The sequence below is a fragment of the Pseudomonas fluorescens genome (genome assembly GCF_041354075.1).
GTDB classification, from domain to species: Bacteria; Pseudomonadota; Gammaproteobacteria; order Pseudomonadales; family Pseudomonadaceae; genus Aquipseudomonas; species Aquipseudomonas fluorescens_CE.
In genome coordinates this window covers 1-23,651 of record NZ_JARZGC010000020.1, presented here as the reverse complement: position 1 = coordinate 23,651, position 23,651 = coordinate 1, and the positions used below count along the sequence as shown (strand labels likewise).

23 protein-coding genes are annotated in these 23,651 nt (G+C 62.0%); 19 read left to right on the top strand and 4 right to left on the bottom strand.

The window, feature by feature from the left end:
• The first annotated feature begins 39 nt into the window (after positions 1-39).
• Genes QIW53_RS21370 through QIW53_RS21355 form a run of 4 tightly spaced genes read left to right on the top strand, consistent with a single transcriptional unit; the run spans position 40 to position 1,766 of the window.
• The gene (locus QIW53_RS21370) at positions 40-537 is read left to right on the top strand and encodes a DUF6231 family protein (protein ID WP_371051589.1); all 498 of its coding nucleotides are present in this window, start codon (positions 40-42) and stop codon (positions 535-537) included.
• Positions 538-541: 4 nt separating this feature from the next.
• Positions 542-1,018 (top strand): YchJ family protein, encoded by a 477-nt coding sequence (locus QIW53_RS21365; RefSeq protein ID WP_371051588.1) that lies wholly within the window; start codon positions 542-544, stop codon positions 1,016-1,018.
• Positions 1,019-1,065: 47 nt separating this feature from the next.
• Positions 1,066-1,560 carry an LEA type 2 family protein gene (locus QIW53_RS21360; protein ID WP_371051587.1) on the top strand — a complete coding sequence of 165 codons (495 nt, stop codon included), beginning with the start codon at positions 1,066-1,068 and terminating at the stop codon, positions 1,558-1,560.
• The gene (locus QIW53_RS21355; protein WP_008083915.1) at positions 1,557-1,766 is read left to right on the top strand and encodes an SEC-C metal-binding domain-containing protein; all 210 of its coding nucleotides are present in this window, start codon (positions 1,557-1,559) and stop codon (positions 1,764-1,766) included. The genes QIW53_RS21360 and QIW53_RS21355 overlap by 4 nt, the downstream gene beginning before the upstream one ends.
• Positions 1,767-1,874: 108 nt before the next feature.
• On the opposite strand, the gene QIW53_RS21350 is transcribed toward QIW53_RS21355, so the two are convergent.
• Complete coding sequence (locus tag QIW53_RS21350; RefSeq protein WP_371051586.1) at positions 1,875-2,432, bottom strand: cysteine hydrolase family protein; 558 nt, start codon at positions 2,430-2,432, stop codon at positions 1,875-1,877.
• 173 nt (positions 2,433-2,605) lie between these two features.
• On the opposite strand from QIW53_RS21350, the gene QIW53_RS21345 reads away from it, so the two are divergent.
• The 10 genes from QIW53_RS21345 to pdeM all read left to right on the top strand — a co-directional run bounded on the left by QIW53_RS21345 (position 2,606) and on the right by pdeM (position 15,933).
• On the top strand, positions 2,606-5,056 hold the full coding sequence (locus QIW53_RS21345; protein WP_371051585.1) for a penicillin acylase family protein: 2,451 nt from the start codon (positions 2,606-2,608) through the stop codon (positions 5,054-5,056).
• 185 nt (positions 5,057-5,241) lie between these two features.
• Complete coding sequence (locus tag QIW53_RS21340; protein WP_371051584.1) at positions 5,242-6,276, top strand: ligase-associated DNA damage response exonuclease; 1,035 nt, start codon at positions 5,242-5,244, stop codon at positions 6,274-6,276.
• Positions 6,273-7,961, top strand: coding sequence for an ATP-dependent DNA ligase (locus tag QIW53_RS21335; RefSeq protein WP_371051583.1), 1,689 nt, complete (start codon positions 6,273-6,275; stop codon positions 7,959-7,961). The genes QIW53_RS21340 and QIW53_RS21335 overlap by 4 nt, the downstream gene beginning before the upstream one ends.
• A 318-nt stretch (positions 7,962-8,279) precedes the next feature.
• Positions 8,280-9,062 (top strand): transporter substrate-binding domain-containing protein, encoded by a 783-nt coding sequence (locus QIW53_RS21330; RefSeq protein WP_371051582.1) that lies wholly within the window; start codon positions 8,280-8,282, stop codon positions 9,060-9,062.
• A 56-nt stretch (positions 9,063-9,118) separates the two neighbouring features.
• Positions 9,119-9,847, top strand: coding sequence for an ABC transporter permease (locus QIW53_RS21325; protein ID WP_371051581.1), 729 nt, complete (start codon positions 9,119-9,121; stop codon positions 9,845-9,847).
• Entirely contained in the window at positions 9,844-10,554 is a 711-nt protein-coding gene (locus tag QIW53_RS21320; protein WP_371051580.1) for an ABC transporter permease, read from the top strand. Before QIW53_RS21325 ends, QIW53_RS21320 begins: the two co-directional genes overlap by 4 nt.
• Before the next feature lie 11 nt (positions 10,555-10,565).
• The gene (locus QIW53_RS21315) at positions 10,566-11,684 is read left to right on the top strand and encodes a succinylglutamate desuccinylase/aspartoacylase family protein (RefSeq protein ID WP_371051579.1); all 1,119 of its coding nucleotides are present in this window, start codon (positions 10,566-10,568) and stop codon (positions 11,682-11,684) included.
• Between the two features lie 13 nt (positions 11,685-11,697).
• On the top strand, positions 11,698-12,462 hold the full coding sequence (locus QIW53_RS21310) for an ABC transporter ATP-binding protein (RefSeq protein WP_371051578.1): 765 nt from the start codon (positions 11,698-11,700) through the stop codon (positions 12,460-12,462).
• Positions 12,463-12,778: 316 nt separating this feature from the next.
• On the top strand, positions 12,779-15,265 hold the full coding sequence (locus QIW53_RS21305) for a ligase-associated DNA damage response DEXH box helicase (RefSeq protein ID WP_371051577.1): 2,487 nt from the start codon (positions 12,779-12,781) through the stop codon (positions 15,263-15,265).
• A complete protein-coding gene (gene pdeM, locus QIW53_RS21300; protein ID WP_371051576.1) occupies positions 15,265-15,933 on the top strand; it encodes a ligase-associated DNA damage response endonuclease PdeM in 669 nt (222 codons plus the stop codon). The genes QIW53_RS21305 and pdeM overlap by 1 nt, the downstream gene beginning before the upstream one ends.
• Before the next feature lie 107 nt (positions 15,934-16,040).
• Here pdeM and QIW53_RS21295 read toward each other — a convergent pair whose 3' ends face one another.
• Both QIW53_RS21295 and dcd read right to left on the bottom strand, forming a co-directional pair.
• Positions 16,041-16,259 carry a hypothetical protein gene (locus QIW53_RS21295; RefSeq protein WP_371051575.1) on the bottom strand — a complete coding sequence of 73 codons (219 nt, stop codon included), beginning with the start codon at positions 16,257-16,259 and terminating at the stop codon, positions 16,041-16,043.
• A gap of 102 nt (positions 16,260-16,361) precedes the next feature.
• Positions 16,362-16,928: a dCTP deaminase gene (dcd, locus tag QIW53_RS21290; protein ID WP_192302454.1), complete on the bottom strand. Its 567-nt coding sequence runs from the start codon at positions 16,926-16,928 to the stop codon at positions 16,362-16,364.
• A gap of 352 nt (positions 16,929-17,280) precedes the next feature.
• Here dcd and QIW53_RS21285 point away from each other — a divergent pair, with 352 nt between their 5' ends.
• A complete protein-coding gene (locus tag QIW53_RS21285; protein ID WP_002554837.1) occupies positions 17,281-17,490 on the top strand; it encodes a cold-shock protein in 210 nt (69 codons plus the stop codon).
• A gap of 143 nt (positions 17,491-17,633) precedes the next feature.
• Here the strand turns inward: QIW53_RS21285 and QIW53_RS21280 are convergent, their stop codons facing one another.
• The gene (locus tag QIW53_RS21280) at positions 17,634-18,641 is read right to left on the bottom strand and encodes a DUF481 domain-containing protein (protein ID WP_371051574.1); all 1,008 of its coding nucleotides are present in this window, start codon (positions 18,639-18,641) and stop codon (positions 17,634-17,636) included.
• 162 nt (positions 18,642-18,803) lie between these two features.
• Between QIW53_RS21280 and QIW53_RS21275 the strand changes: the two genes are divergently transcribed.
• The 4 genes from QIW53_RS21275 (at position 18,804) to QIW53_RS21260 (ending at position 23,590) form a co-directional block, all read left to right on the top strand.
• Positions 18,804-19,157: an MGMT family protein gene (locus QIW53_RS21275; protein WP_371051573.1), complete on the top strand. Its 354-nt coding sequence runs from the start codon at positions 18,804-18,806 to the stop codon at positions 19,155-19,157.
• Between the two features lie 43 nt (positions 19,158-19,200).
• The gene (locus tag QIW53_RS21270; protein WP_371051572.1) at positions 19,201-20,760 is read left to right on the top strand and encodes an AmpG family muropeptide MFS transporter; all 1,560 of its coding nucleotides are present in this window, start codon (positions 19,201-19,203) and stop codon (positions 20,758-20,760) included.
• 143 nt (positions 20,761-20,903) lie between these two features.
• Positions 20,904-22,619 (top strand): proline--tRNA ligase, encoded by a 1,716-nt coding sequence (locus tag QIW53_RS21265; RefSeq protein ID WP_371051571.1) that lies wholly within the window; start codon positions 20,904-20,906, stop codon positions 22,617-22,619.
• A gap of 17 nt (positions 22,620-22,636) precedes the next feature.
• The gene (locus tag QIW53_RS21260) at positions 22,637-23,590 is read left to right on the top strand and encodes a hypothetical protein (RefSeq protein ID WP_371051570.1); all 954 of its coding nucleotides are present in this window, start codon (positions 22,637-22,639) and stop codon (positions 23,588-23,590) included.
• Positions 23,591-23,651 lie beyond the last annotated feature (61 nt).

Here is a 23,651-nt window from a genome sequence, read left to right as displayed (position 1 = left end):
TGGGCGCGCTAGTCTTGGCGCTCTGATTGAGGATCTTCGATGACTGCAGCTATTTCTTCGCGCACGCCCCAACAGGCGCTGGCCGCTTTGCTCGACCGTTACGCCCCGCCGCGCCTGCTGCTGATCGGCGCCAGCGAGTTCCCGGCGCTCGAGGCATTCCGGCTCGCGCACCCGGACACTTGCGTAGACCATGCCGCGCCGGGACCATTGCCAAGTGAACTGGCGGCCCGTCGCTTTGACCTGGCATTGGTGCTCGATTGCCTCGAACATCTGCCCAAGCGCGAGGGACTGAACCTGCTCGGCGGGATCCGCAACCTCAATGCCAGTCGTCTGGCGGTGCTCGCGGACGTGCCGGCCAGCGGCTGGCAGGAAACCGATTTTTTCTCCCTGGCCCTGCAAGCCAGCGAACGCTTCCAGCGCGACGACCAGGTGCTGACCCTGTTCACCTATGATCTGCTTGACTACAAACAAGTCCCCGACTGGCTCAATTCACGCTTCTGGGCCAATCCGGAAAACTTCGGGAAATATTGGTGGTAACGCAATGAGTACATCCATTTGCCCCTGTGGCAGCGGCACCCTGCTCGACGCCTGCTGCGGCCACTTTCACGCCGGCCATCCGGCCCCTTGCGCCGAAGCCCTGATGCGTTCGCGCTACAGCGCCTATGTGCTGGGCCTGGTCGATTACCTGGTGGCGACCACCCTGCCCGCGCAGCAGCCCGGGCTGGACCGGCAATCCATCAGCGACTGGAGCGCGCAGAGCACTTGGCTGGGTCTGGAGGTGGAAAGCTCCGAGGTGTTCGGCGGTCAGCCGGAGCATGCCTTCGTGACCTTCACCGCGCGCTGGCATGACGGCAGCGGCGAACACAGCCACCGCGAGCGCTCCTCGTTCGTACAGAACGCCGGCCGTTGGTACTTCATCGACCCGACCGTGGCGCTCAAGGCCGGACGCAATGACGCCTGCCCCTGTGCCAGCGGGCAGAAATTCAAGAAATGCTGTGCGGGGTACTTCGCCGGTTAAGGTCAGGCGTGAAGGACTAGACTGGGGGTCAAGGGAGACATACCACCATGATCAGCCATCGGTTCGCACAGCGCCTGTTCATCTTGATCCTGCTGCTTGGGCTGGGCGGCTGCGCGTCCTGGTTCAGCGACGATACTCCGGACCCCGCCGTGCACCTGGTCAAGGTCGAGGTGGTCTCGGCGAAACTGATGCAGCAACGCTTCGAGCTTTACTTCCGGGTGGACAACCCCGCCGACAGCGACCTGACCGTGCGCGGCATCGATTACCGGATTTACCTGGGCACAATCCTTTTGGCCGAAGGCGAACATGAGCACTGGTTCACCGTGGGCCCCAAACGCAGCGGGTTTTTCAAGGTGCCGATCCGTACCAACCTGTGGCCCAAGGTGCGCGACCTGGTCAAACTCCTGGAAAAGTCCGACCAACCCATTCCCTATCGACTGGAAGGTGAGCTGGAAACCGGTTTATTCATCGCGCACTACGTGCACCTGACGCGCAATGGCGTGATAATCCCAGCCGATCTAATTCCGGAGCACACCCGATGACCCAGCAACCCCACGTCCATGGCCCTGACTGCAACCACGATCATGATCACGACCACCACCATGATCACGACCATGGTCATGTCCACGGCCCGAACTGCGGCCACGCGCACCAGGAACCGGTACGCAACGCCTTGAAGGACGTCGGCCGCAACGACCCTTGCCCATGCGGCAACGGCAAAAAATTCAAGAAGTGCCACGGCGCCTGAAGCCTCGGGCGATGTTTGGCGTCGCCTGTTGAACTGCATCGCGAGCAGGCTCGCTCCCACATCAAAAACCCTGTGGGAGCGAGCCTGCTCGCGATGAAGCCCCAACAATCACGCCCCTTCCAGAATCTGCGCACTGCCCACCACCGTCGCATACTCGCCATGCAGGTTACCCAGCGACATCGCATGCACATCCTCGGCCGCCCATAGCTTGCCAAAGTAATCGGCCTTGTCGAACGTAAAGCACGCATCCTCCGCCACCCAGGTGTCGAACCCCAGGTTTCCGGCCGTTCGCGCCGTGGCCTCCACCGAGTTGTTCGTGGCCACGCCGACGATGATCAATTGCCCTATCCCCGCCTCCCGCAAACGGGCCTCCAGCGCCGTCGCACAAAACGCATCCGGCACCTGCTTCTGAATCAGTGACTCGCCGGGCAATGGCTGAAAACGCGGCTGGAACTCGACACCCGATTGCTGCGGCCAGAATACCGATTGCGGCGAACGCGACAGGTGCTGCACGTGAAACAGCGACCGCCCGCTGCGCCGCCAGGCGGCGAGCAATTCGACCATGCGCTCCTCAGCCTGTGGATTGTTTCGCCGACCGAGCCGAGGTTCCAGAATGCCTTTCTGCTGATCGATAATAATCAGTGCTGCGTTGCTCTTGAGCTCCATGCTGCCTGTTCCCATACACGGTCGTTGGATTTCACCCACTTTTGCATCGGTGTCTGCTGCGGACAAGCATTTGACAGACAAATCCTGAAATAACCTCGTGCCCCGCTTGCGCGGCCACCTCCCGCTCACTAACGTAGCGCCTTTACCGACGCCACCCCCGCAGGAGCCTTGCCATGGCCTCGCCAGCCCTCACTCATTTTCTTCCCCGGTTCGGCGTTGCCGCAGCAGTAGCCGCTGTTCTGGGCCTGAGCGGCTGTCAGACCTTCAACGCCCAGGACAGCCTTGTGCCGACCGTCGGCGTGCAGCCGCTCAAGGGCCTGGCGCAGAACGTTTCGGTGCGGCGCAACGCCATGGGCGTGCCGCTGATCGAAAGCAGCAGCTTCCATGACGCGCTGTTCACCCTCGGCTATGTGCACGCCAGTGATCGCATCACGCAGATGGTCACCTTGCGGCTGTTGGCCCAGGGCCGTTTGTCGGAGATGTCCGGTGCCGATCTGCTCGATGCCGACCGCTACATGCGCGCCGTCAATCTGCGCAAAAGTGCCGACGAGCTGTACAAGGCGTCTTCGCCACGGCTCAAGCGCTTCTTCGAGGTCTATGCTCGCGGGGTCAACGCGTACCTGTTCCGCTACCGCGACAAGCTGCCGGCCGATCTCGCGGCCACGGGCTACAAGCCCGAATACTGGAAGCCGGAAGATTCGGCGCTGATCTTCTGCCTGCTGAATTTCAGCCAGTCGGCGAATCTGCCCGAGGAAATCGCCTCGCTGGTCCTGGCCCAGACGCTCAGCACCGACAAACTGCCGTGGCTGACGCCTTCCGCGCCCGACGAAAAACTGCCTGAGGCCGAGGCGGAAAAACTGCGCGGCATCAAGCTCAGCGGCGCAATCCCGGGGCTGGCCGACCTCAGCAAGGCCACCGGCCAGCTGTCCGCCCTGAACCTGCTGGGCGCCACGTCTTCGAACAACTGGGCAATCGCCCCGCAACGCAGCCGCAGCGGCAAGAGCCTGCTGGCCAGCGACAGCCACGGCCCGCTGGGCGTACCGGCCCTGTTCAGCTATGTGCAGATTCGCGCGCCAAAATACCAGGCCTCGGGCGTGACCATCGCCGGCCTGCCGATGGTGCTGGGCGGTTTCAACGGCAAGGTGGCCTGGAGCATCGCTTCGGTGATGGGCGACAACCAGGACCTGTTTCTGGAAAAAATCAGGCGCCAGGGCAACGGCCTGACCTACGAAGCCGGTGGCAAATGGCAGCCAGTCATCGTTCGCAACGAAACCTATTTCGTCAAAGGCCAACGGCCTCTTCGCGAAGCGGTGTACGAAACCCGCCACGGGCCATTGCTCAACAGCGCGCAGGGGACGGCGCTGGGCAACGGTTTCGGCCTGGCCCTGCAGACGCCGAGCTTTGCCGATGACAAATCGCTGGACGCCTTCTTCGACCTGTCCCGGGCGCAGAACGTCGAGAAAGCCTCGGATGCCAGCCGGGAGATCCGTGCAATCACCTTGAACCTGGTGTTTGCCGACGCCAGCAACATCGGCTGGCAGGTCACCGGCCGTTACCCCAACCGACGCGAAGGCGAAGGCCTGCTGCCCTCGCCGGGCTGGGAAGGTCGCTACGATTGGGACGGCTACGCCGATCCGATGCTGCACCCTTACGACCAGGACCCGGCCCAAGGCTGGCTCGGCACCGCCAACCAACGCGTGATTCCCCATGGCTACGGCATGCAGTTGTCCAACTCCTGGTCGGCACCGGAGCGTGGCGAACGCCTGGCCGAACTGGCCGGCGCGGGTAAACACGACAGCCGCAGCGTGATTGCCATGCAGTACGACCAGACCACCACCTTCGCCGCGAAACTGAAGCTCATGTTCAGCGCGCCCGGCATGGCGCAACCGCTGAAACAGGCCATCGAGGCGTTGCCGGAGGCCGATCGCGGCAAGGCTCGTGAGGCGCTGGCCCGCCTGATGGCGTTCGATGGCAAGCTCACCCCGACGTCCGCCGATGCGGCGATTTACGAGCTGTTCCTGCAGGAAAGCAGCAAACAGATTTTCCTCGACGAACTCGGCCCGCAAAACAGCCCGGCGTGGAACGCCTTCATCGCCAATGGCAAGTTGTCCTACGCAGCGCAGGCCGATCACCTGCTCGGTCGCGAGGACAGCCCCTTCTGGGATGACACCCGTACCGCGCAGAAAGAGGACAAACCGACCATTCTCGCCCGCAGCCTGGCGGCGGCCATCACCGCCGGCGACAGCCAGTTGGGCAGCGATCACAAAACCTGGCAGTGGGGCAAGCTGCACCGCTACGAGTGGAAGAACGCCAATGGCCAGACCGTGCGCGGTCCACTCGCGGCGGGTGGCGATCACACCACGCTGAACATGGCCGCGTTCGCCTGGGGTCAGGATTTCAACACCACGCAGGCACCGGCCATGCGCTTCATCGTCGACTTCAGCCAGGCTGAACCGCTGATGGGGCAGAACGGCAGCGGCCAATCCGGCAACCCGGCCAGCCCGCATTATCTGGACAGCGTCGAACCGTGGCTCAAGGCGCAATACATGAGCCTGCCGATGCAGTCGCAGAACTATGACAGGGTGTATGGGACCAAGCGGTTGACGTTGACGCCCGGTAAATAACAGCCACATCAAACCTGTGGGAGCGAGCCTGCTCGCGATAGCAGTTGTCCAGTCAACATCACCGTTGGCTGAAGCAATGCCATCGCGAGCAGGCTCGCTCCCAAATGATGACTGCCCCAGATTCGATAGAACTTCCCTCCCCGCGCCGACCTCTCAGCTAACAAGCCCTCCATTGCGGTCACACCATGGACCTTGTCATCGCGCGTCCCGAAGGTTTGTATTGCCCGCCCGGGGATTTCTACATCGACCCGTGGCGGCCGGTCGAGCGTTCGGTCATTACCCATGCCCACGGCGACCATGCCCGCAACGGCAACCAGCACTACCTGGCCGCCGCGCCCGGTGAAGGCATTCTGCGTTCGCGACTGGGTCAGGACATCAACCTGCAAACCCTGGCCTATGGCGAACGGCTGCAGCATCACGGCGTGACCCTGAGCTTTCATCCGGCCGGGCATGTACTCGGTTCGGCCCAGGTCCGTCTGGAATACGGCGGCGAAGTCTGGGTCGCCTCGGGGGATTACAAGATCGAGCCCGACGGCACCTGCGCTCCGTTCGAGCCGGTGCGCTGTCACACCTTCATCACCGAGTCGACCTTCGGCCTGCCGATCTATCGCTGGCAGCCCCAGGCGCAGGTGTTCGCCGAGATCAACCAGTGGTGGCAGGCCAATGCGGCCCAGGACAAGGCCAGCGTGCTGTTCTGTTATTCCTTCGGCAAGGCTCAGCGGATTCTGCACGGCATCGACGAAACCATCGGGCCGATCCTGGTGCATGGTGCCGTCGAGCCGCTCAACCGGGTGTACCGCGAAGGCGGCATCTACATCCCGCCGACGATCTATGCCGGCGAGGTCAACAAGACCGATCCGGTGATGCGCAGGGCGCTGGTGCTGGCCCCGCCCTCAGCCGGCGGCAGCACCTGGATGCGGCGATTCGGCGACTACAGCGACGCCTTCGCCAGCGGCTGGATGCGCCTGCGCGGCACGCGGCGGCGGCGCGGCGTGGACCGTGGCTTCGTGCTGTCCGATCACGCCGACTGGCCTGGCCTGCTCTGGGCCATCGAGCAGACCGGCGCCGAGCGCGTCATGGTCACCCACGGTTCGATCGGCGTGCTGGTGCGTCATTTGCGCGAACAGGGCCTCGATGCCCAAGGCTTCAACACCGAGTACGGCGACGATGAGGAAGATCACGCCAGTGCCGCCGCCGAAACGGCCGAGGTGCAACCATGAAAGCCTTCGCCGAACTGTACGCCGACCTCGACGCCACCACCTCAAGCAACGCCAAGCTGGCGGCGATGCAACGCTACTTTGCCCAGGCCGCGCCGGAAGATGCCGCCTGGGCGGTGTATTTCCTGTCCGGTGGACGGCCTCGGCAACTGGTGCCGGTGCGCATCCTGCGTGAACTGGCGGTGGCCTATTCTGGCTTGACGCCGTGGTTGTTCGAAGAAAGTTATCAGGCGGTCGGCGATCTGGCGGAAACCATCTCGCTGGTCCTGCCCGAAGCGCCCCACACCTCCAGCGACGGGCTGGCCGTGTGGATCGAGGAAAAACTGCTGCCCCTGCGCGGCGAAGCCCCGGAGATCCTCGCCGAGCGCCTGCCCGCGCTCTGGTCGCAACTGGACCGTTCCAGCCTGATGCTGTGCATCAAACTCATTACCGGCAGCTTCCGCGTCGGCGTTTCGAAATTGCTCGTCACCCGCGCCCTGGCGGCCATGGCGCAACTGGACAGCAAGCGCGTGGCCCAGCGCCTGGTGGGTTACACCGATTTGTCCAACCGCCCGAGCTCTGCGAGCTACCTGAAGTTGATTGCCGCCGAATCCGCCGACGAACATGCCCAGCGCGGCGGCCAACCCTATCCATTCTTTCTCGCCCATGCGCTGTCGCAGCCGGTCGAACAGTTCGAAGCCCTGCTCGGGCCGGCCAGCCAGTGGCAGGTCGAGTGGAAATGGGATGGCATCCGCGCCCAGATCGTCAAGCGTGAAGGTCGGCTGTGGGTGTGGTCGCGCGGGGAAGAACTGGTCACCGAACGCTTTCCGGAATTCGACAGCCTGGTCCATGGCCTGCCCGACGGCACGGTGATCGACGGTGAGATCGTGGTCTGGAAAACCGCGCCGCCCGACACCGAAGACGCCTTCGATCCCGCGACATCGGCCCCGCCTGCCGTGCAGCCATTCGCCCTGCTGCAACAGCGGATCGGGCGCAAGACCTTGGGCAAGAAGATCCTCGATGAGGTGCCGGTGGTGCTGCTCGCCTACGATCTGCTGGAATGGCAAGGCGCAGATTGGCGCAATCGTCCGCAAATTGAACGCCGCGCACAGCTCGAACAACTGATCACCCGGTGCAATAACCCGGTGCTGCTGCCCTCCCCCGTGCTCACCGGCGACGACTGGTTCGACCTCGCCCGCCAACGCGAAGCCTCACGCAGCCTCGGGGTCGAAGGCATGATGCTCAAAGCCCGGGACGCCTTGTATGGCGTCGGCCGGACCAAGGACATGGGCACCTGGTGGAAGTGGAAAGTCGACCCTTTCAGCGTCGACGCGGTGTTGATCTACGCACAACGCGGGCATGGTCGACGCGCCAGCCTCTACAGCGACTACACCTTCGCCGTGTGGGACGGCCCGCCCGACGCCAGCGAACGAACCCTGGTGCCGTTCGCCAAGGCCTACTCGGGGCTGACCGATGCAGAAATGCGTCAGGTCGACAGCATCGTGCGCAAGACCACGATCGAGAAGTTCGGCCCGGTCAGCAGCGTCAAACCGAGCCTGGTATTCGAATTGGGGTTCGAGGGCATTGCCCTGTCCAAACGGCACAAAAGCGGGATCGCCGTGCGCTTCCCCCGCATGCTGCGCTGGCGGCAGGACAAGCGCGTCGAGGAGGCGGACAGCCTCGCGACACTTCAGGATTTGCTCGGCTAGCACGCCCACCTTGTAGGAGCGGGCATGCTCGCGATGGCGCTCAACGATAACGCCGCAAGCCTGATGCCCCGCGTTGTCCTTGAGTCCATCGCGAGCATGCTCGCTCCTGCAGGGGATCGGCATAACGCTTCAAAAGTGTGCGCTCTATTCACGATGCCCGTTTTCGTGCACTAATCCCGTCCGGCCATTTCCTGAACGCCTTTTAAACGCTTGTTCGGCACTCTGGTTCGGAAATTGCTACTTTCATTAGGTCTTACGCTTACCAGTAACAATAAATCTGCGCCACAAGCGCTCATATTGGTTCTTAGGGATTGAATAATGAAAAAAGCATTGCTGACCCTTTCTGCACTGGCATTGTGCGTAACCGCCGGCGCCGCAATGGCCAAGGAATACAAGGAATTGCGTTTTGGCGTTGACCCTTCCTACGCTCCGTTCGAGTCGAAAGCAGCGGACGGCAGCCTGGTAGGTTTCGACATCGACCTGGGCAACGCCATCTGCGCCGAGCTGAAGGTCAAGTGCAAATGGGTCGAAAGCGATTTCGACGGCATGATTCCTGGCCTCAAGGCCAATAAATTCGACGGTGTGATCTCTTCGATGACCGTCACCGAAGCCCGCGAAAAAGTCATCGACTTCTCCAGCGAGCTGTTCTCCGGCCCGACCGCCCTGGTCTTCAAGAAAGGCTCCGGCATCACCGCAGACGTCGCGTCGCTCAAAGGCAAAACCGTCGGCTACGAGCAAGGCACCATTCAGGAAGCCTACGCCAAGGCCGTGCTGGACAAGGCCGGCGTGAAAACCCAGGCCTATCAGAACCAGGACCAGGTGTACGCCGACCTGACATCCGGCCGCCTCGACGCGGGCATCCAGGACATGCTGCAAGCTGAACTGGGTTTTCTGAAGTCGCCACAGGGCGCTGACTATGCCGTCAGCGAGCCGGTTGACGACAAACTGCTGCCGTCCAAAACCGCTGTCGGCATTAAGAAAGGTAACACCGAGCTGAAGGCGCTTTTGGATAAAGGTATCAAAGCGTTACACGATGATGGCACCTACGCCACCATTCAGAAGAAACACTTTGGCGATCTGAACCTGTACAGCGGCAAATAATGCCAGGCGCCCATCTCGCGATGGGCGCTTTTTTCTTCCCATCAGGTTGCTGATTTATGTTCGAAAACCTCCTGCAAAATCTGGGGCTCTCTGCCCTCAGCCTCAAGGGCTTCGGCCCGTTGCTGATGGAAGGCACCTGGATGACCATCAAATTATCGGCGATGTCGCTGCTGGTGGCCGTGTTGCTCGGTCTGCTCGGCGCCAGTGCCAAGCTGTCAAAAGTCAAACTGCTGCGCCTGCCCGCCCAGTGCTACACCACGCTGATTCGCGGCGTACCGGACCTGGTCCTGATGCTGCTGATCTTCTACAGCCTGCAAACCTGGCTGACGTCGTTCACCGATTACATGGAATGGGAATACATCGAGATCAACCCGTTCAGCGCCGGGGTCCTGACCCTGGGCTTCATTTACGGCGCCTACTTCACTGAAACCTTTCGTGGCGCGATCCTCGCCGTCCCACGGGGCCAGGTCGAAGCGGCCGTCGCCTATGGCCTCAAACGCGGGCAACGGTTCTGGATTGTGGTGTTCCCGCAGATGATGCGCTACGCCCTGCCCGGCATCGGCAACAACTGGATGGTGATGCTCAAGGCCACCGCACTGGTCTCGATCATCGGTCTGGCCGACCTGGTCAAGGCTGCGCAGGACGCCGGTAAAAGCACCTATCAACTGTTCTATTTCCTGGTCATCGCTGCACTGATCTACCTGCTGATCACCAGTGTTTCCAACTTCATTCTGCGTTGGCTGGAACGCCGTTACGCCGCCGGCACCCGGGAGGCCGTACGATGATCGAACTCCTGCAGGAATACTGGAAACCCTTCCTTTATAGCGACGGCAACAACATCACCGGCCTGGCCATGACCCTGTGGCTGCTCAGCGCGTCGATCTTCTTCGGCTTCATCGTCTCGATCCCGCTGTCCATCGCCCGGGTGTCGAGCCATTTCTACATTCGCTGGCCGGTGCAGTTCTACACCTACCTGTTCCGGGGCACGCCGCTGTATATCCAGTTGTTGATCTGCTACACCGGGATCTACAGCCTGGCCGCCGTGCGCGCGCAACCACTGCTCGACAGCTTCTTCCGCGATGCGATGAACTGCACCATCCTGGCGTTCGCCCTGAACACCTGCGCCTACACCACGGAAATTTTCGCCGGGGCGATCCGCAGCATGAACCACGGCGAAGTCGAAGCCGCCAAGGCCTACGGGCTGACCGGCTGGAAGCTGTATACCTATGTGATCATGCCGTCGGCGCTGCGCCGTTCGCTGCCCTACTACAGCAACGAAGTGATCCTGATGCTGCACTCGACCACCGTGGCGTTCACCGCGACCATCCCGGACATCCTCAAGGTTGCGCGGGACGCCAACTCGGCGACCTTCCTGACTTTCCAGTCGTTCGGCATCGCCGCGCTGATCTACCTGGCGATCACCTTTACGCTGGTCGGCCTGTTCCGCCTCGCCGAACGCCGATGGCTGGCCTTCCTCGGGCCGACCCACTGAGATAAAAGCACATGCGCCACCAGATACATGACTTGCTGGCCCCGCTGCCGGGGACCGCACGCCAGATTCACAGTTTCCACTTCGGCCCGCAGACGGCCGAGGGCAAGATCTACATCCAGGCGTCGCTGCACGCCGATGAACTGCCCGGCATGCTGGTCGCCTGGCACCTCAAGCAACGCCTGGCGGAACTTGAAGCCGCCGGCCGTCTGCGCAGTGAAATCGTGCTGGTGCCGGTGGCCAACCCGATCGGCCTCGAGCAAGTGCTGATGGACGTGCCCCTGGGCCGCTACGAGCTGGAAAGCGGGCAGAATTTCAACCGCTGGTTCGTCGATCTGAGCGAGGAAGTCGGCAACGACATCGAAGGTCAGCTCGGCGACGATCCGCAGCGCAACCTCGAACTGATCCGCACCAGCCTGCGGGCCGCACTGGCACGCCAGACTGCCAGCACTCAGCTGCAATCCCAGCGCCTGACCCTGCAACGCCTGGCCTGTGATGCCGACATGGTGCTGGACCTGCATTGCGACTTCGAAGCCGTCGCGCACCTCTACACCACGCCCGAGGCCTGGCCGCAGGTCGAGCCGCTGGCGCGCTACATCGGCAGCGAAGCCAGCCTGCTGGCCACCGACTCCGGCGGCCAATCGTTCGACGAGTGCTTCACCCTGCTGTGGTGGCAATTGAAGGAGCGCTTCGGCGAACACTTCGATATTCCGCTGGGGAGCTTTTCCGTGACCGTCGAACTGCGCGGCCAGGGCGACGTCAACCACCCGCTGGCCAGCCTCGATTGCCAGGCGCTGCTCGATTACCTGATTCACTTCGGTGCGATTGCCGGCGAGCCGCTGCCCCTGCCCGAGCTGCCCTATCCGGCCACGCCGCTGGCGGCCGTCGAGCCGGTGGCAACCCCCGTGGGCGGTTTGCTGGTGTACACCGTGCTACCCGGGGAATACCTGGAAGCCGGCCAGTTGATTGCCGAAATCATCGACCCGATCACTGATCGCGTCACCCCCGTTCACTGCACCGTCGCCGGCCTGATGTACGCCCGCTCGTTACGGCGCATGGCCACTGCCGGCATGGTGATCGCCCATGTCGCGGGCACCGAAGCCTTCCGCAGCGGTTACCTACTTTCGCCTTGAGGATGCCTGCTCCATGTACAAACTGACCATTGAAGGCCTGCATAAAAGCTATGGCGATCATGAGGTGCTCAAGGGTGTTTCGCTCAAGGCCAACACCGGCGACGTCATCAGCCTGATCGGCGCCAGCGGCTCGGGCAAAAGTACCTTTCTGCGTTGCATCAATTTTCTCGAACAGCCCAACGACGGCGCGATGACCCTGGACGGCCAGAACATCCGCATGATCAAGGATCGCCACGGCATGCACGTGGCCGACGCCGACGAGCTGCAGCGTATTCGCACGCGCCTGGCCATGGTGTTCCAGCACTTCAACCTGTGGAGCCACATGACCGTGCTGGAAAACATCACCATGGCACCGCGCCGGGTGTTGGGTTGCAGCAAGCAGGAGGCCGAAGACCGTGCCCGTCGCTACCTCGACAAAGTAGGTCTGGCCGCCCGCGTGGCGGACCAGTACCCGGCGTTCCTCTCCGGCGGCCAGCAGCAACGGGTCGCCATCGCCCGGGCCCTGGCCATGGAACCGGAGGTTATGCTGTTCGACGAACCCACCTCGGCGCTCGACCCGGAACTGGTGGGCGAAGTGCTGCGGGTGATTCAGGGCCTGGCCGAGGAAGGCCGGACCATGATCATGGTCACCCACGAAATGAGCTTCGCGCGCAAGGTATCGAACCAGGTGCTGTTCCTGCACCAGGGGCTGGTCGAGGAAGAAGGCGCACCGGACGACGTGCTGGGCAATCCGAGGAGCGAGCGGTTGAAGCAGTTCTTGAGCGGCAACCTCAAATAGCCCGGTCCCCTGCAGGAGCGAGCATGCTCGCGATGGACGTCAACGATAACGCTGGCTGCCTGACACCCACCGGTGTAATTGGCTCCACCGCGAGCATGCTCGCTCCTACAGGGGGACACGTTCAAAACTGTAGGAGCGGACTTGTCCGCGATGGTCGTCAACGATAACGCTGGCTGTCTGATACCCAGCGGTGACTGGACGTTCTTCGCGAGCATGCTCGCTCCTACAGAGGTCGTGCGTCGGTTCGAGTTAAGTAGAACCACTCTTCATCCCCCGCGGTCTGTGAAGGAACACCCTCAGAGCGCACACGCCCGGCATGGCAAAAGCCCAGGACTTCGCCAGAACATGGTTCGCCACTCGCGGCTGGAAACCGTTCGCCTTTCAGAAAGAGGTATGGGCCGCAGTCAAGCAAGGGCAATCCGGGCTGCTGCATGCGAGCACCGGTGCCGGCAAGACTTACGCGGTGTGGTTCGCCGCGCTCAATCGCTTTGCCGTCACCCGTGCGCCGCAAGAAAAACCGCGCAAGCGTAAACCCGCCGCCGAACCCCTGACCGTCCTGTGGATCACGCCCATGCGCGCCCTCGCGGCCGACACGGCGCGGTCGCTGGAAGCACCGCTGCAGGATCTGCAGATTCCCTGGAGCGTCGGCCTTCGCACCGGCGACACCAGCAGCAGCGAGCGGGCGCGCCAGAGCCGCAGATTGCCCACCGCGCTGATCACCACACCGGAAAGCCTGACCCTGATGCTGGCCCGCGCCGATGCGCACACCGCGCTGTCGACCTTGCGCATGGTGGTGGTGGATGAATGGCACGAACTGCTCGGCAACAAGCGCGGCGTGCAGCTTCAATTGGCCCTGGCCCGTCTACGACGGTGGAATCCGCAACTGATCGTGTGGGGCGTTTCTGCGACGCTGGGTAATCAAAGCCACGCCGAGCAGGTATTGATCCCGCAGGGCGGCGGGATCAGCGTACAGGGACACACTCGCAAGGCGCTGCAGATCGACACGCTGCTGCCACCGGCCACGGAGCGCTTTCCGTGGGCGGGGCACATCGGCTTGAAAATGTTGCCGCAGGTCGTCGCCGAGGTCGAGTCGAGCGCCAGTTGTCTAGTCTTCACCAACACGCGCGCGCAATCGGAGATCTGGTACCAGGCCTTGCTCGAAGCCCGTCCGGATTGGGCCGGCCTGATTGCGCTGCATCACGGTTCGCTGTCACGCGAGACCCGCGATTGGGTCGAGCGGGCACTCAAGGACGGCCAGCTCAAAGCGGTGGTCTGCACCTCCAGCCTGGACCTGGGCGTGGACTTCCTGCCGGTGGAACGGGTACTGCAAATCGGCTCCGCCAAGGGCGTGGCGCGGCTGATGCAACGGGCGGGGCGCTCCGGTCATGCACCTGGGCGCGTGTCGCGGGTGAGCCTGGTGCCGACGCACAGCCTGGAGTTGATCGAGGCCGCCGCCGCGCAGGATGCCGTGGCCCAACGCCGCATCGAGCCCCGCGAATCGCCGCACAAGCCGTTGGACGTGCTGGTCCAGCACCTGGTCAGCATGGCCTTGGGCGGAGGTTTTTTGCCCGATGAGCTGTATGAAGAAGTCCGCACTGCCTGGGCTTATCGCGACCTCACGCCCGAAGACTGGACCTGGGCGCTGGCGTTCGTACGCCACGGCGGGCTTTCCCTGACCGCCTACCCGGATTACCGCCGGGTCGAGCCGGATGAGCAGGGTGTCTGGCGCGTGCCGGATGCGCGGTTGGCCCGCCGACACCGCATGAGCGTCGGCACCATTGTCAGCGACGCCAGCATCCACCTGAAATACTGGAGCAAGGGCGGTGGTGGCAAGCAGTTGGGCAGTGTCGAGGAAGGTTTTATCGCCCGGCTCAAACCCGGCGACGGGTTTCTCTTCGCCGGGCGCTTGCTGGAACTGGTCCGGGTGGAAAACATGACCGCCTACGTCAAGCGCAGCACCGCGAAAAAAGCCGCCGTGCCACGCTGGAACGGTGGGCGAATGCCGCTCTCCAACGAGCTGGCGCAAGCGGTGGTTGCGCGTTTCAGCGCTGCGGCGCAAGGCGAGTTCAGCGGTCCGGAAATGCAGGCATTGCGCCCATTGCTGGAGGTCCAACAGCGCTGGTCCGGACTGCCGACGGCAAACAGCCTGCTCGCCGAGACCCTGAAGTCGCGCGAAGGCTGGCATCTGTTTCTGTATCCCTTCGCAGGCCGGCAGGTGCACTTGGGGTTGGCGAGCCTGTTGGCCTGGCGCGTCAGCCAGCAGCAGGCGGTGACCTTTTCCATTGCCGTCAATGATTACGGCCTGGAACTGCTCAGTGCCACTTACGTGGACTGGCCGGCAGCCCTGAATCAGGCACTGCTGAGCCCGGAACACCTGATGAGCGATGTGCTCGCCAGCCTGAATGCCGGTGAACTGGCGCTGCGCCGCTTTCGCGAAATTGCCCGGATTGCCGGATTGGTGTTCGCCGGTTACCCCGGCGCGCCGAAAAGCACCCGTCAGGTCCAGGCCTCCAGCGGATTGTTCTTCGAAGTCTTCAAGCAATACGACGCCGGCAACCTGCTGCTGGCCCAGGCGGGAGAAGAAGTGCTGCGCAACGAACTGGATATTGACCGCCTGGAACAGACGCTGGGGCGGATCAGCCGGCTGAGGTTGGACGTGCATGCAGTCAAGCGCCCAACGCCCCTGAGCTTTCCCCTGCTGGTGGAGCGGATGCGCGAGAGCATGAGCTCGGAAAAACTCGCCGACCGTATCAGACGCATGGTCGGCGACCTTGAGAAAAGTGCCGAAACCGGAAAAGCCTGATGAATACGCCCTACCCCATACGCCTGGCAGGTGAAGAACTGTGGTTGCTGCCGGAGAAAGCGCTGTACTGGCCCGACCAACAGGCTCTGCTGATTGCCGATGTGCACTTTGGCAAAGCCGCTGCCTATCGCAGCCTGGGCCAACCGGTGCCCCAAGGCACCACGTCGAGCAACATTGCGGTGCTGGACAGCCTGCTTGCCGCCCTGCCCTGCCGCCAACTGATCTTCCTCGGCGATTTCCTCCACGGCCCAGGCTCCCACGCCAGCGGCACGCTTGATGCGCTGGCGGCATGGCGCGCGCGACACCGCGACCTGGCCATGACGCTGATTCGCGGCAACCACGACAAACGTGCGGGCGACCCGCCGGCTTCATTGAACATTGGGGTGGTGGCGGAGCCCATGCTGCTGGGACCGTTTGCGCTCCAGCATGAGCCGGACCCACACCCGCAACGGCACGTGATCGCCGGGCACGTCCATCCTGTGTACCGCCTTCATGGTCGCGGTCGGCAACGCTTGCGCCTGGCGTGTTTCAGGTTCGGTGAGCACATCAGCCTGCTGCCGGCGTTTGGCGCGTTTACGGGCGGGTACGAAGTAGAACGCAATGACCGTAGCCGAATCTTCGTGATCGGCGATAACGAGATATGGCCAGTGGGTCCGCATCCCCTGTAGGAGCGAGCATGTTCGCGATGGTGGATCGAACAACGCGGGATGTCAGGCAGCCAGCAGTGTCCGAACGACCATCGCGAACATGCTCCCTCCTACAGGGTCATCGGAAATCAGGCCACGGGCGCGGGAGGCGGCTCATCCGGCAGCGTTGGCACACCGGTTTCGTCAGGTTCTTCGGGTTGTTCGCTGGGGCTGTCCGGATCTGGCTGACCGGGGATTCCACCTGCCATCGCGACGGGAGGGTGCGCCAGTAACGACCAGGCTAGAACGCCAATCTGATTGGGTTCAAGCCTTGCGAGTTCGGCACTTATTCGCGGATCGATTTTCATGAGACGCTCCTGAGCGAGAGCCCCGTCCGCTGAGCGCGAACCGGGCAGGACACCCAATAGAGTGTCCAAACGCCAAGGAATTCCCCATCGAGGATGAACGGATCAGGTGCGTGGCAGGGTCACGCCGCGTTGGCCCTGGTATTTACCACCCCGATCCTTGTAGGACACTTCACATTCTTCGTCGGACTCGAGGAACAACATCTGCGCCACGCCTTCGTTGGCGTAGATTTTCGCCGGCAGGTTGGTGGTGTTGGAGAACTCCAGGGTCACGTGGCCTTCCCACTCCGGCTCCAGCGGGGTGACGTTGACGATGATGCCGCAACGGGCGTAGGTGCTCTTGCCCAGGCAGATGGTCAGCACATTGCGCGGAATGCGGAAGTACTCGACGGTGCTGGCCAGCGCGAAGGAGTTCGGCGGGATGATGCAGACATCGCTTTCGATGTCGACGAAGCTGCCGGCGTCGAAGTTCTTCGGGTCGACGATGGCCGAGTTGATGTTGGTGAAGACCTTGAATTTGTTGGTGCAACGCACATCGTAGCCATAGCTGGACACGCCGAAGGAGATCACCCGACTGTCGCTCTCGCCGCGCACCTGGCGCTCGACGAAAGGCTCGATCATGTTGTGTTCCTGCGCCATGCGGCGAATCCACTTGTCCGATTTGATGCTCATGGCGATGTCCTGAATAGCGAGGTGGAAAAAATCTGTCCGGCATCTTACCGGGGCCGCGCTCAGGGTTCAAAGACCGGGCGCAAATCTCGGCGATCCTCCGCAAAATATGGGGGTTCAAGGCAGCCCGGCGCACCGTCAGTCACGAAAACCGAGAAACCTTCGCAAGAAGCATTGGCACGTTCCGGAAAAAGGGTTAAGGTGGCGCCACTGTGCTGCTTGTGTCACTGAGAATCTCTACACGATATGTTGAATTTCGATCCAACCATCTACAAGAATTTTTCCTGCTCTTTGCACTCAGTCTCGACCAGGGTTTTTCCTGAGTCGCAGTTATCTTTGTTCAAGGAGTTACACCATGTCTAATCGCCAAACCGGTACCGTTAAGTGGTTCAACGATGAAAAAGGCTTCGGCTTCATCACTCCACAATCCGGTGACGACCTGTTCGTTCACTTCAAAGCTATCCAATCCGACGGCTTCAAAAGCCTGAAAGAAGGCCAACAGGTTTCTTTCATCGCTACCCGCGGTCAGAAAGGCATGCAAGCTGAAGAAGTTCAAGTTATCTAACTTGTCCTTGCTTTAGTAAAAAGCCCCGCCCTCAACAGCGGGGCTTTTTTGTGCCTGGCATTTTTTGCACGGGACAGCTTTGTCCATGACGGCCGGGCAAAAAAAACGCGACCCGATGGCCGCGTTTTTTTCTGCTCAACACCTCACCAAGTCACGCCAAACCCAGCGGTGTAGCGCGTCTTGTCCAGATCGGCATCGCTGGAGCCATCGATGATGTCACGCTCGGCCTTGAGGTTGAGCGAAGCCCAGTCCGTCACCTTGTAACGCAGCCCCATCTCGGCATCCAATGCATATTCGGCAACGCCCGACAGCGGTTTGCCCACTTCGCCATTGGTGAAGAACTCGACCTTCTTACCGATCAGGTAGCGGTTGTAATCCCACTTCATGGCCACGGAATAGAAGTTCTCCTTGCTGCCGTCATCGTACTCATAGTCCGTGCGGTTGATCAGCGATCCCAGAGAGAATGCGCCCAGCTCGTCATCCCAGAACTGGTAACCCGGGCCGGTACCGACGGTGCGCTGACGAGACAACTCCTCGACCTTGTCGCGCTTGTAGACGAGTCGCCCTTGCCAGAACCACTTGTCGGTCAGGAACCGGTCAAGCGAGTACTCGGCGCGCCAGTTGTCCGTGGTCACCACGTCATCCTGGAACTCCCGGTTGTATTCACCCTCGGCAATGTGACGCCACTTGCCGTGGCGCGCCGTGGTCTTGAAATCGATGTCATAGTCGTCGGTGTCTTTTTCCGCACGCTGGTAATCCAGGGCCGCATCGATGTTGCCCTTCCACACCAGGTCTTCGACAACCGGCTTGGGTTTGAGGATCTGCTGGATGCTGGCCAGCTCAACCGTCTTCGGACCATCACCGTTGGCCAGCGTGACTTTGCCATCCTCCGCCGGCTTCAGCGATTTGGCTTTCTCGCCGGTGTAGGCATCCTGCTTGACCAGCAGTTGCTGGTCGCTGTCCAGGGTCTTGACCTGCTTCCAGTCGATGGGCACCGCCCCGGCGTATTCGGTCTGGACCAACAGTTTGCCGCCGTCGAACAGGATGATCTTGCCGCTCACCTTGTCTCCGTTTTTCAACCAGACGGTATCGGCAAGCAAGGGCGTGGAAGCACCGAGAACAGCGAGGCACAGCAGAGTTCTGGAGACCATAAGCAAAACAAACGCTCATATTTGCGGAAAAAATTGGCATTATCCGTAGGAATAAGACCCTAGCAACGACTGACCTGACGATTGCTATTGAGTTCAAATCTCAAATGCCAATCCGTGCATTACTCTACGAACGGCTGTGTGTACCCTTTCAGGAAATCCGCCTTGACCGATCCCGCGAACGAAACCGAAAGCGCTGCGCAAATCCGACGCACGGCGCTCTATCTGACCCTGGCGCAAGTACCCGAGGGCAAGGTCGTGAGTTATGGTCAGCTGGCCGAACTGGCGGGCCTGGGTCGCGCGGCACGTTGGGTGGGGAGGACTCTGAGCCAGTTGCCTGCGGACACCAAACTGCCCTGGCACCGGGTACTCGGGGCGGGCGGCAGAATCAGCCTGCCGGTGGGCAGCCCTTCAGGCGACGAACAGCGCGCACGATTACGCGACGAAGGCATCAGCATCCTGAATAATCGTGTTGATATTCGGTGCCATGGCTGGCGCCCGGTAGAGCACAGCGGTTAGAGTGCGCGCTTTGTTTCTGAAATTTTGAGGCAGACTCCAGCCCATGCCCCGTAAAACCTGGCGCGCCGCGCTTGCTGCCTATGCCAGCCCTTCGACACTTGTGCTGTTGTTGCTTGGTTTCGCCGCCGGCTTGCCCTACATGCTGGTATTTTCGACGCTTTCGGTCTGGTTGCGCGAAGCCGGTGTGGCTCGCGAAACCATTGGCTATGCCAGTCTGATCGGTCTGGCCTACGCCTTCAAATGGGTCTGGTCACCGCTGCTCGATCAATGGCGCCTGCCGTTGCTCGGCAAGCTCGGCCGCCGTCGTTCGTGGCTGGTGCTTTCCCAGGCACTGGTGATTCTGGGTCTGATCGGCATGGGTTTCTGCGACCCGCAAAAACACCTGTCCTGGCTGATCGCCATCGCCGTACTCGTTGCCTTCGCTTCCGCGACCCAGGACATCGCGGTCGACGCCTATCGCCTGGAAATCGCCGACGACAGCCGCCAGGCCGCGCTCGCTGCCAGCTACATGTCCGGTTATCGGGTGGCGGCGCTGCTGGCCACTGCCGGCGCCCTGTACTTTGCCGAAGGCTTCGGCTCCACCGGCTTCAATTACAAGCATTCGGCCTGGGCCGGCACCTATCTGCTGTTCGGCGTACTGATGATCCCGGCGCTGCTGACTTCCTTGTTCATGCGCGAACCGCCGGTGCCGCTGCGCACGCAACTGCAGGCCGGGCGCTACAGCTTCGTGCATCAACTGGCCTCGGTGTTCGTGCTGATCGTGCTGCTGGTGTCGGTGCCAGCGACCTTCACTCAGCTGTTCAACACCGACTTCGCCAGCGTACTGTTTGGCGGTGTCAGTCTGCTCGACCTGCTGCTGGAGGATCGTGCGTTCCTGCGCGCCATCCTCTACATCACGCTGACGGCCATGTGCCTATCGGCCATGGGACGTCGCGGGCTTGCGCCAGTGCTGACACCGGTCAACGACTTCATCCTGCGCTACCGCTGGCAGGCGCTGCTACTGCTCGGGCTGATCGCTACGTACCGAATGTCGGACACGGTCATGGGTGTGATGGCCAACGTCTTCTACATCGACCAGGGTTTCACCAAGGACCAGATTGCCAGCGTCAGCAAGATCTTCGGCCTGATCATGACCCTCGTCGGGGCCGGCATGGGCGGCCTGCTGATCGTACGCTTCGGCATCCTGCCCATCCTGTTCATCGGCGGCGCGGCGTCAGCCGCCACCAACCTGCTGTTCCTGATGCTCGCCGACATGGGCGCCAACCTGAACATGCTGATCGTGACCATTTCCCTGGACAACTTCAGCTCGGGCCTGGCGACCTCGGCGTTCGTCGCCTACCTGTCGAGCCTGACCAACCTCAAGTTCTCCGCCACCCAATACGCTCTGCTCAGCTCGATCATGCTGCTGCTGCCGCGCCTGATCGGGGGTTACTCGGGGGTCATGGTGGAAAAATTCGGCTATCACAATTTCTTCCTGATCACCGCGCTGCTCGGCGTTCCGACACTGCTGCTGATTGCCTTGCACTGGTTCCAGGAGAGCCGTCGCGAAGGCCCGACTCCCACCCCGGAGCCGGCGCCCACGCAAGTTGCGGAAGAATCGTAGGGCGTTCACCCAGCCAGCATCGCAACGGGCGGGGAGATTCCCGCCCACCTGCCACACCGCCGACCGCACGCCTGTACGCCAGCGGATCTCGCCCGTACAATGCTCCGTCATTTCTCGTCATCAGCAATCGATAACGGCCAACCATGCGCACCAGTCAATTTTTGCTCGCCACACAGAAAGAAACGCCTTCCGACGCGGTTGTGATCAGCCATCAGCTGATGCTGCGCGCCGGCATGATCCGCAAACTCGCCTCGGGCCTGTACACCTGGCTGCCGATGGGCTTGCGAGTGATGCGCAAGGTCGAAGCCGTCGTTCGCGAAGAAATGAACGCAGCAGGCTCTTTGGAAGTGTTGATGCCGAGCACCCAACCGGCTGAACTGTGGCAGGAATCCGGTCGCTGGGAAGAGTACGGCCCGGAGCTGCTGCGCTTCAAGGATCGCCACAATCGTGACTTCTGTGCCGGCCCGACCCACGAAGAAGTGATCACCGACCTGATGCGCAACGAGCTGAGCAGCTACAAGCAGCTGCCCATCAACCTGTATCAGATCCAGACCAAATTCCGTGACGAAATCCGCCCACGCTTCGGTTTGATGCGCGGCCGCGAATTCATCATGAAGGACGCCTATTCGTTCCACGCCGACCAGGCCTCGCTGCAGGTCACCTATGACCGCATGCACCAGGCCTACTGCAACGTGTTCACACGCCTGGGCCTGAAATTCCGTCCGGTGGAAGCCGACAACGGCTCCATCGGCGGTGCCGGCTCCCACGAATTCCACGTGCTGGCCGAATCCGGCGAAGACGATATCGTCTTCAGCAACGGTTCCGACTACGCGGCCAACATCGAGAAAGCCGAAGCCGTGCCACGGGAGACGTCCCGTCCTGCTCCTTGCGAAGAGCTGCGCCTGGTGGACACCCCGGACACCAAGACCATTGCCGCCCTGGTGGAAAAATTCAATCTGCCGATTGAAAAGACCATCAAGACCCTGATCGTGCACGCCGAAGAAGAAGGCAAGCTGATTGCACTGGTGATCCGTGGCGACCACGAACTCAACGAAATCAAGGCCGCCCAGCAGCCAGGCGTGGCCAGCCCGCTGGTGATGGCGTCCGACGCCGAACTGCGCGACGCCATTGGCGCCGGCGCCGGTTCCCTCGGCCCGCTGAACCTGCCGCTGCCCGTGATCATCGACCGCTCCGTCGAGCTGATGAGCGACTTCGGCATTGGCGCGAACATCGACGACAAGCACTATTTCGGCGTGAACTGGGAGCGCGACCTGCCAGTGCCGACCGTGGCCGACCTGCGTAACGTGGTCAGCGGCGACCCGAGCCCGGACGGCAAGGGCACCCTGGAAATCAAGCGCGGCATCGAAGTCGGGCACATCTTCCAGCTGGGCAACAAGTACAGCAAGGCGATGAAGTGCGAAGTGCTGGGCGAGAACGGCAAGCCGGTCACCCTGGAAATGGGTTGCTACGGCATCGGCGTGTCCCGCGTGGTCGCCGCCGCCATCGAGCAGAGCAACGACGACAAGGGGATCATCTGGAGCGACACGCTGGCGCCGTTCCAGGTCGCCCTGGTGCCATTGCGCTACGAAACCGAGCAGGTGCGCGAAGCCACCGACAAGCTGTACGCCGAGTTGACCGCTGCCGGGTTCGAAGTGCTGCTGGACGATCGCGACAAGAAAACCAGCCCGGGCATCAAGTTCGCGGACATGGAGCTGATCGGCATTCCTCACCGGATCGTGGTCAGCGACCGCGGCCTCGCCGAAGGCAACCTGGAGTACAAGAGCCGTACCGAGGCCGAGCCGCAAGCGCTGCCGGTTGCTGAGGTACTGTCGTTCCTTCAGGCCCGTATCCGCCGCTGAAACCAGATAGAGACGTCATGTTCAAGCGAAACACCTTAGGCCTCGGTGGCGCCGCCCTGTGCGGCGCCCTGCTGGTCAGCGGCTGTGCCAACCACATGTCGCAACGCAGCGAGCACGAGGAACGTGTCGAGCGCAAACTGCTCGACCACCGCCTGCAGATCGATGTCGGCGAGCCCAAGGTGCTCGAGCTGCCGCAACGTCGGGTGAAGATCCACGAGCAAAAGACTTTCGAAGTCACCGAGTTCGAAGTGACGCGGCATTACGATCGCTACACGCCTTACCAACCCTGGCGGGAGATCTACGAGATCCCGCTGGGCGCGGTGGCGGTGGTGGCCGGTGTCGGCGCGAACGTGGCCAACGTGTTCGCCCTCGGCAACCTGCCCGATAGCATGACCAAGGACTGGTTCAGCTACGGCATCGCCGGGCTCAACCCGTTCATGAACGCACCGTCCAACGGTCGCTCACAGCAGAACCTCGCCGGCATCGACGAAGTCCAGCTCGACAAACGCAACGAGTACTCGAGCCTGCCGTGGAGCGAGCGTCCGGTCGAGGTCAAGGCCGGCAAGGAAACGTTCGAGCTGAGCACGGACAAGAACGGCGTCTTGCGCCTGAACCTGCTGGACAGCCCTTTCGCCGAACGTGACATCAATCACCTGAGCCGGTTGCTGATCCGTGTCGAGGACGGCCAGGACGATGTGCATACGGACTCGAGCCTGGCGGTCAGCAGCTCGCTGCGTGGCAAATTGCTCGAAGCCCATGGCCTGATTTACGACGACCTCGAAGACGGCGAAGTGAGCCAGTGGGTACACCGGGTCAAGCGCCTCTCGGAGCTGGGCCTGGAGGAAGAGGCCAGCGAGCTGGAACAGAGCCTGATCGAACTGACGCGCAACGATCCCGAGTTGCAGACCGAATTCATGAAGTCACTGGCCAAGGATGGTGGTCGTTTGGTGGCGGATCCGGGGCCGAACTAACTTCTGAAATCATCGCGAGCAGGCTCGCTCCCACAGTCACCACAACCCCTGTGGGAGCGAG

What these genes read in the sequence shown, in the direction of transcription:
- QIW53_RS21335 (WP_371051583.1), top strand. Translation starts at nt 6,273, where the DNA reads ATGAAAGCCTTCGCCGAACTGTACGCCGACCTCGACGCCACCACCTCA.
- QIW53_RS21285 (WP_002554837.1), top strand. Translation starts at nt 17,281, where the DNA reads ATGTCTAATCGCCAAACCGGTACCGTTAAGTGGTTCAACGATGAAAAA.
- QIW53_RS21340 (WP_371051584.1), top strand. Translation starts at nt 5,242, where the DNA reads ATGGACCTTGTCATCGCGCGTCCCGAAGGTTTGTATTGCCCGCCCGGG.
- QIW53_RS21350 (WP_371051586.1), bottom strand. Translation starts at nt 2,432, where the DNA reads ATGGAGCTCAAGAGCAACGCAGCACTGATTATTATCGATCAGCAGAAA.
- pdeM (WP_371051576.1), top strand. Translation starts at nt 15,265, where the DNA reads ATGAATACGCCCTACCCCATACGCCTGGCAGGTGAAGAACTGTGGTTG.
- QIW53_RS21315 (WP_371051579.1), top strand. Translation starts at nt 10,566, where the DNA reads ATGCGCCACCAGATACATGACTTGCTGGCCCCGCTGCCGGGGACCGCA.
- QIW53_RS21295 (WP_371051575.1), bottom strand. Translation starts at nt 16,259, where the DNA reads ATGAAAATCGATCCGCGAATAAGTGCCGAACTCGCAAGGCTTGAACCC.
- QIW53_RS21345 (WP_371051585.1), top strand. Translation starts at nt 2,606, where the DNA reads ATGGCCTCGCCAGCCCTCACTCATTTTCTTCCCCGGTTCGGCGTTGCC.
- QIW53_RS21365 (WP_371051588.1), top strand. Translation starts at nt 542, where the DNA reads ATGAGTACATCCATTTGCCCCTGTGGCAGCGGCACCCTGCTCGACGCC.
- QIW53_RS21370 (WP_371051589.1), top strand. Translation starts at nt 40, where the DNA reads ATGACTGCAGCTATTTCTTCGCGCACGCCCCAACAGGCGCTGGCCGCT.
- dcd (WP_192302454.1), bottom strand. Translation starts at nt 16,928, where the DNA reads ATGAGCATCAAATCGGACAAGTGGATTCGCCGCATGGCGCAGGAACAC.
- QIW53_RS21260 (WP_371051570.1), top strand. Translation starts at nt 22,637, where the DNA reads ATGTTCAAGCGAAACACCTTAGGCCTCGGTGGCGCCGCCCTGTGCGGC.
- QIW53_RS21355 (WP_008083915.1), top strand. Translation starts at nt 1,557, where the DNA reads ATGACCCAGCAACCCCACGTCCATGGCCCTGACTGCAACCACGATCAT.
- QIW53_RS21320 (WP_371051580.1), top strand. Translation starts at nt 9,844, where the DNA reads ATGATCGAACTCCTGCAGGAATACTGGAAACCCTTCCTTTATAGCGAC.
- QIW53_RS21360 (WP_371051587.1), top strand. Translation starts at nt 1,066, where the DNA reads ATGATCAGCCATCGGTTCGCACAGCGCCTGTTCATCTTGATCCTGCTG.
- QIW53_RS21305 (WP_371051577.1), top strand. Translation starts at nt 12,779, where the DNA reads ATGGCAAAAGCCCAGGACTTCGCCAGAACATGGTTCGCCACTCGCGGC.
- QIW53_RS21325 (WP_371051581.1), top strand. Translation starts at nt 9,119, where the DNA reads ATGTTCGAAAACCTCCTGCAAAATCTGGGGCTCTCTGCCCTCAGCCTC.
- QIW53_RS21270 (WP_371051572.1), top strand. Translation starts at nt 19,201, where the DNA reads ATGCCCCGTAAAACCTGGCGCGCCGCGCTTGCTGCCTATGCCAGCCCT.
- QIW53_RS21265 (WP_371051571.1), top strand. Translation starts at nt 20,904, where the DNA reads ATGCGCACCAGTCAATTTTTGCTCGCCACACAGAAAGAAACGCCTTCC.
- QIW53_RS21330 (WP_371051582.1), top strand. Translation starts at nt 8,280, where the DNA reads ATGAAAAAAGCATTGCTGACCCTTTCTGCACTGGCATTGTGCGTAACC.
- QIW53_RS21310 (WP_371051578.1), top strand. Translation starts at nt 11,698, where the DNA reads ATGTACAAACTGACCATTGAAGGCCTGCATAAAAGCTATGGCGATCAT.
- QIW53_RS21280 (WP_371051574.1), bottom strand. Translation starts at nt 18,641, where the DNA reads ATGGTCTCCAGAACTCTGCTGTGCCTCGCTGTTCTCGGTGCTTCCACG.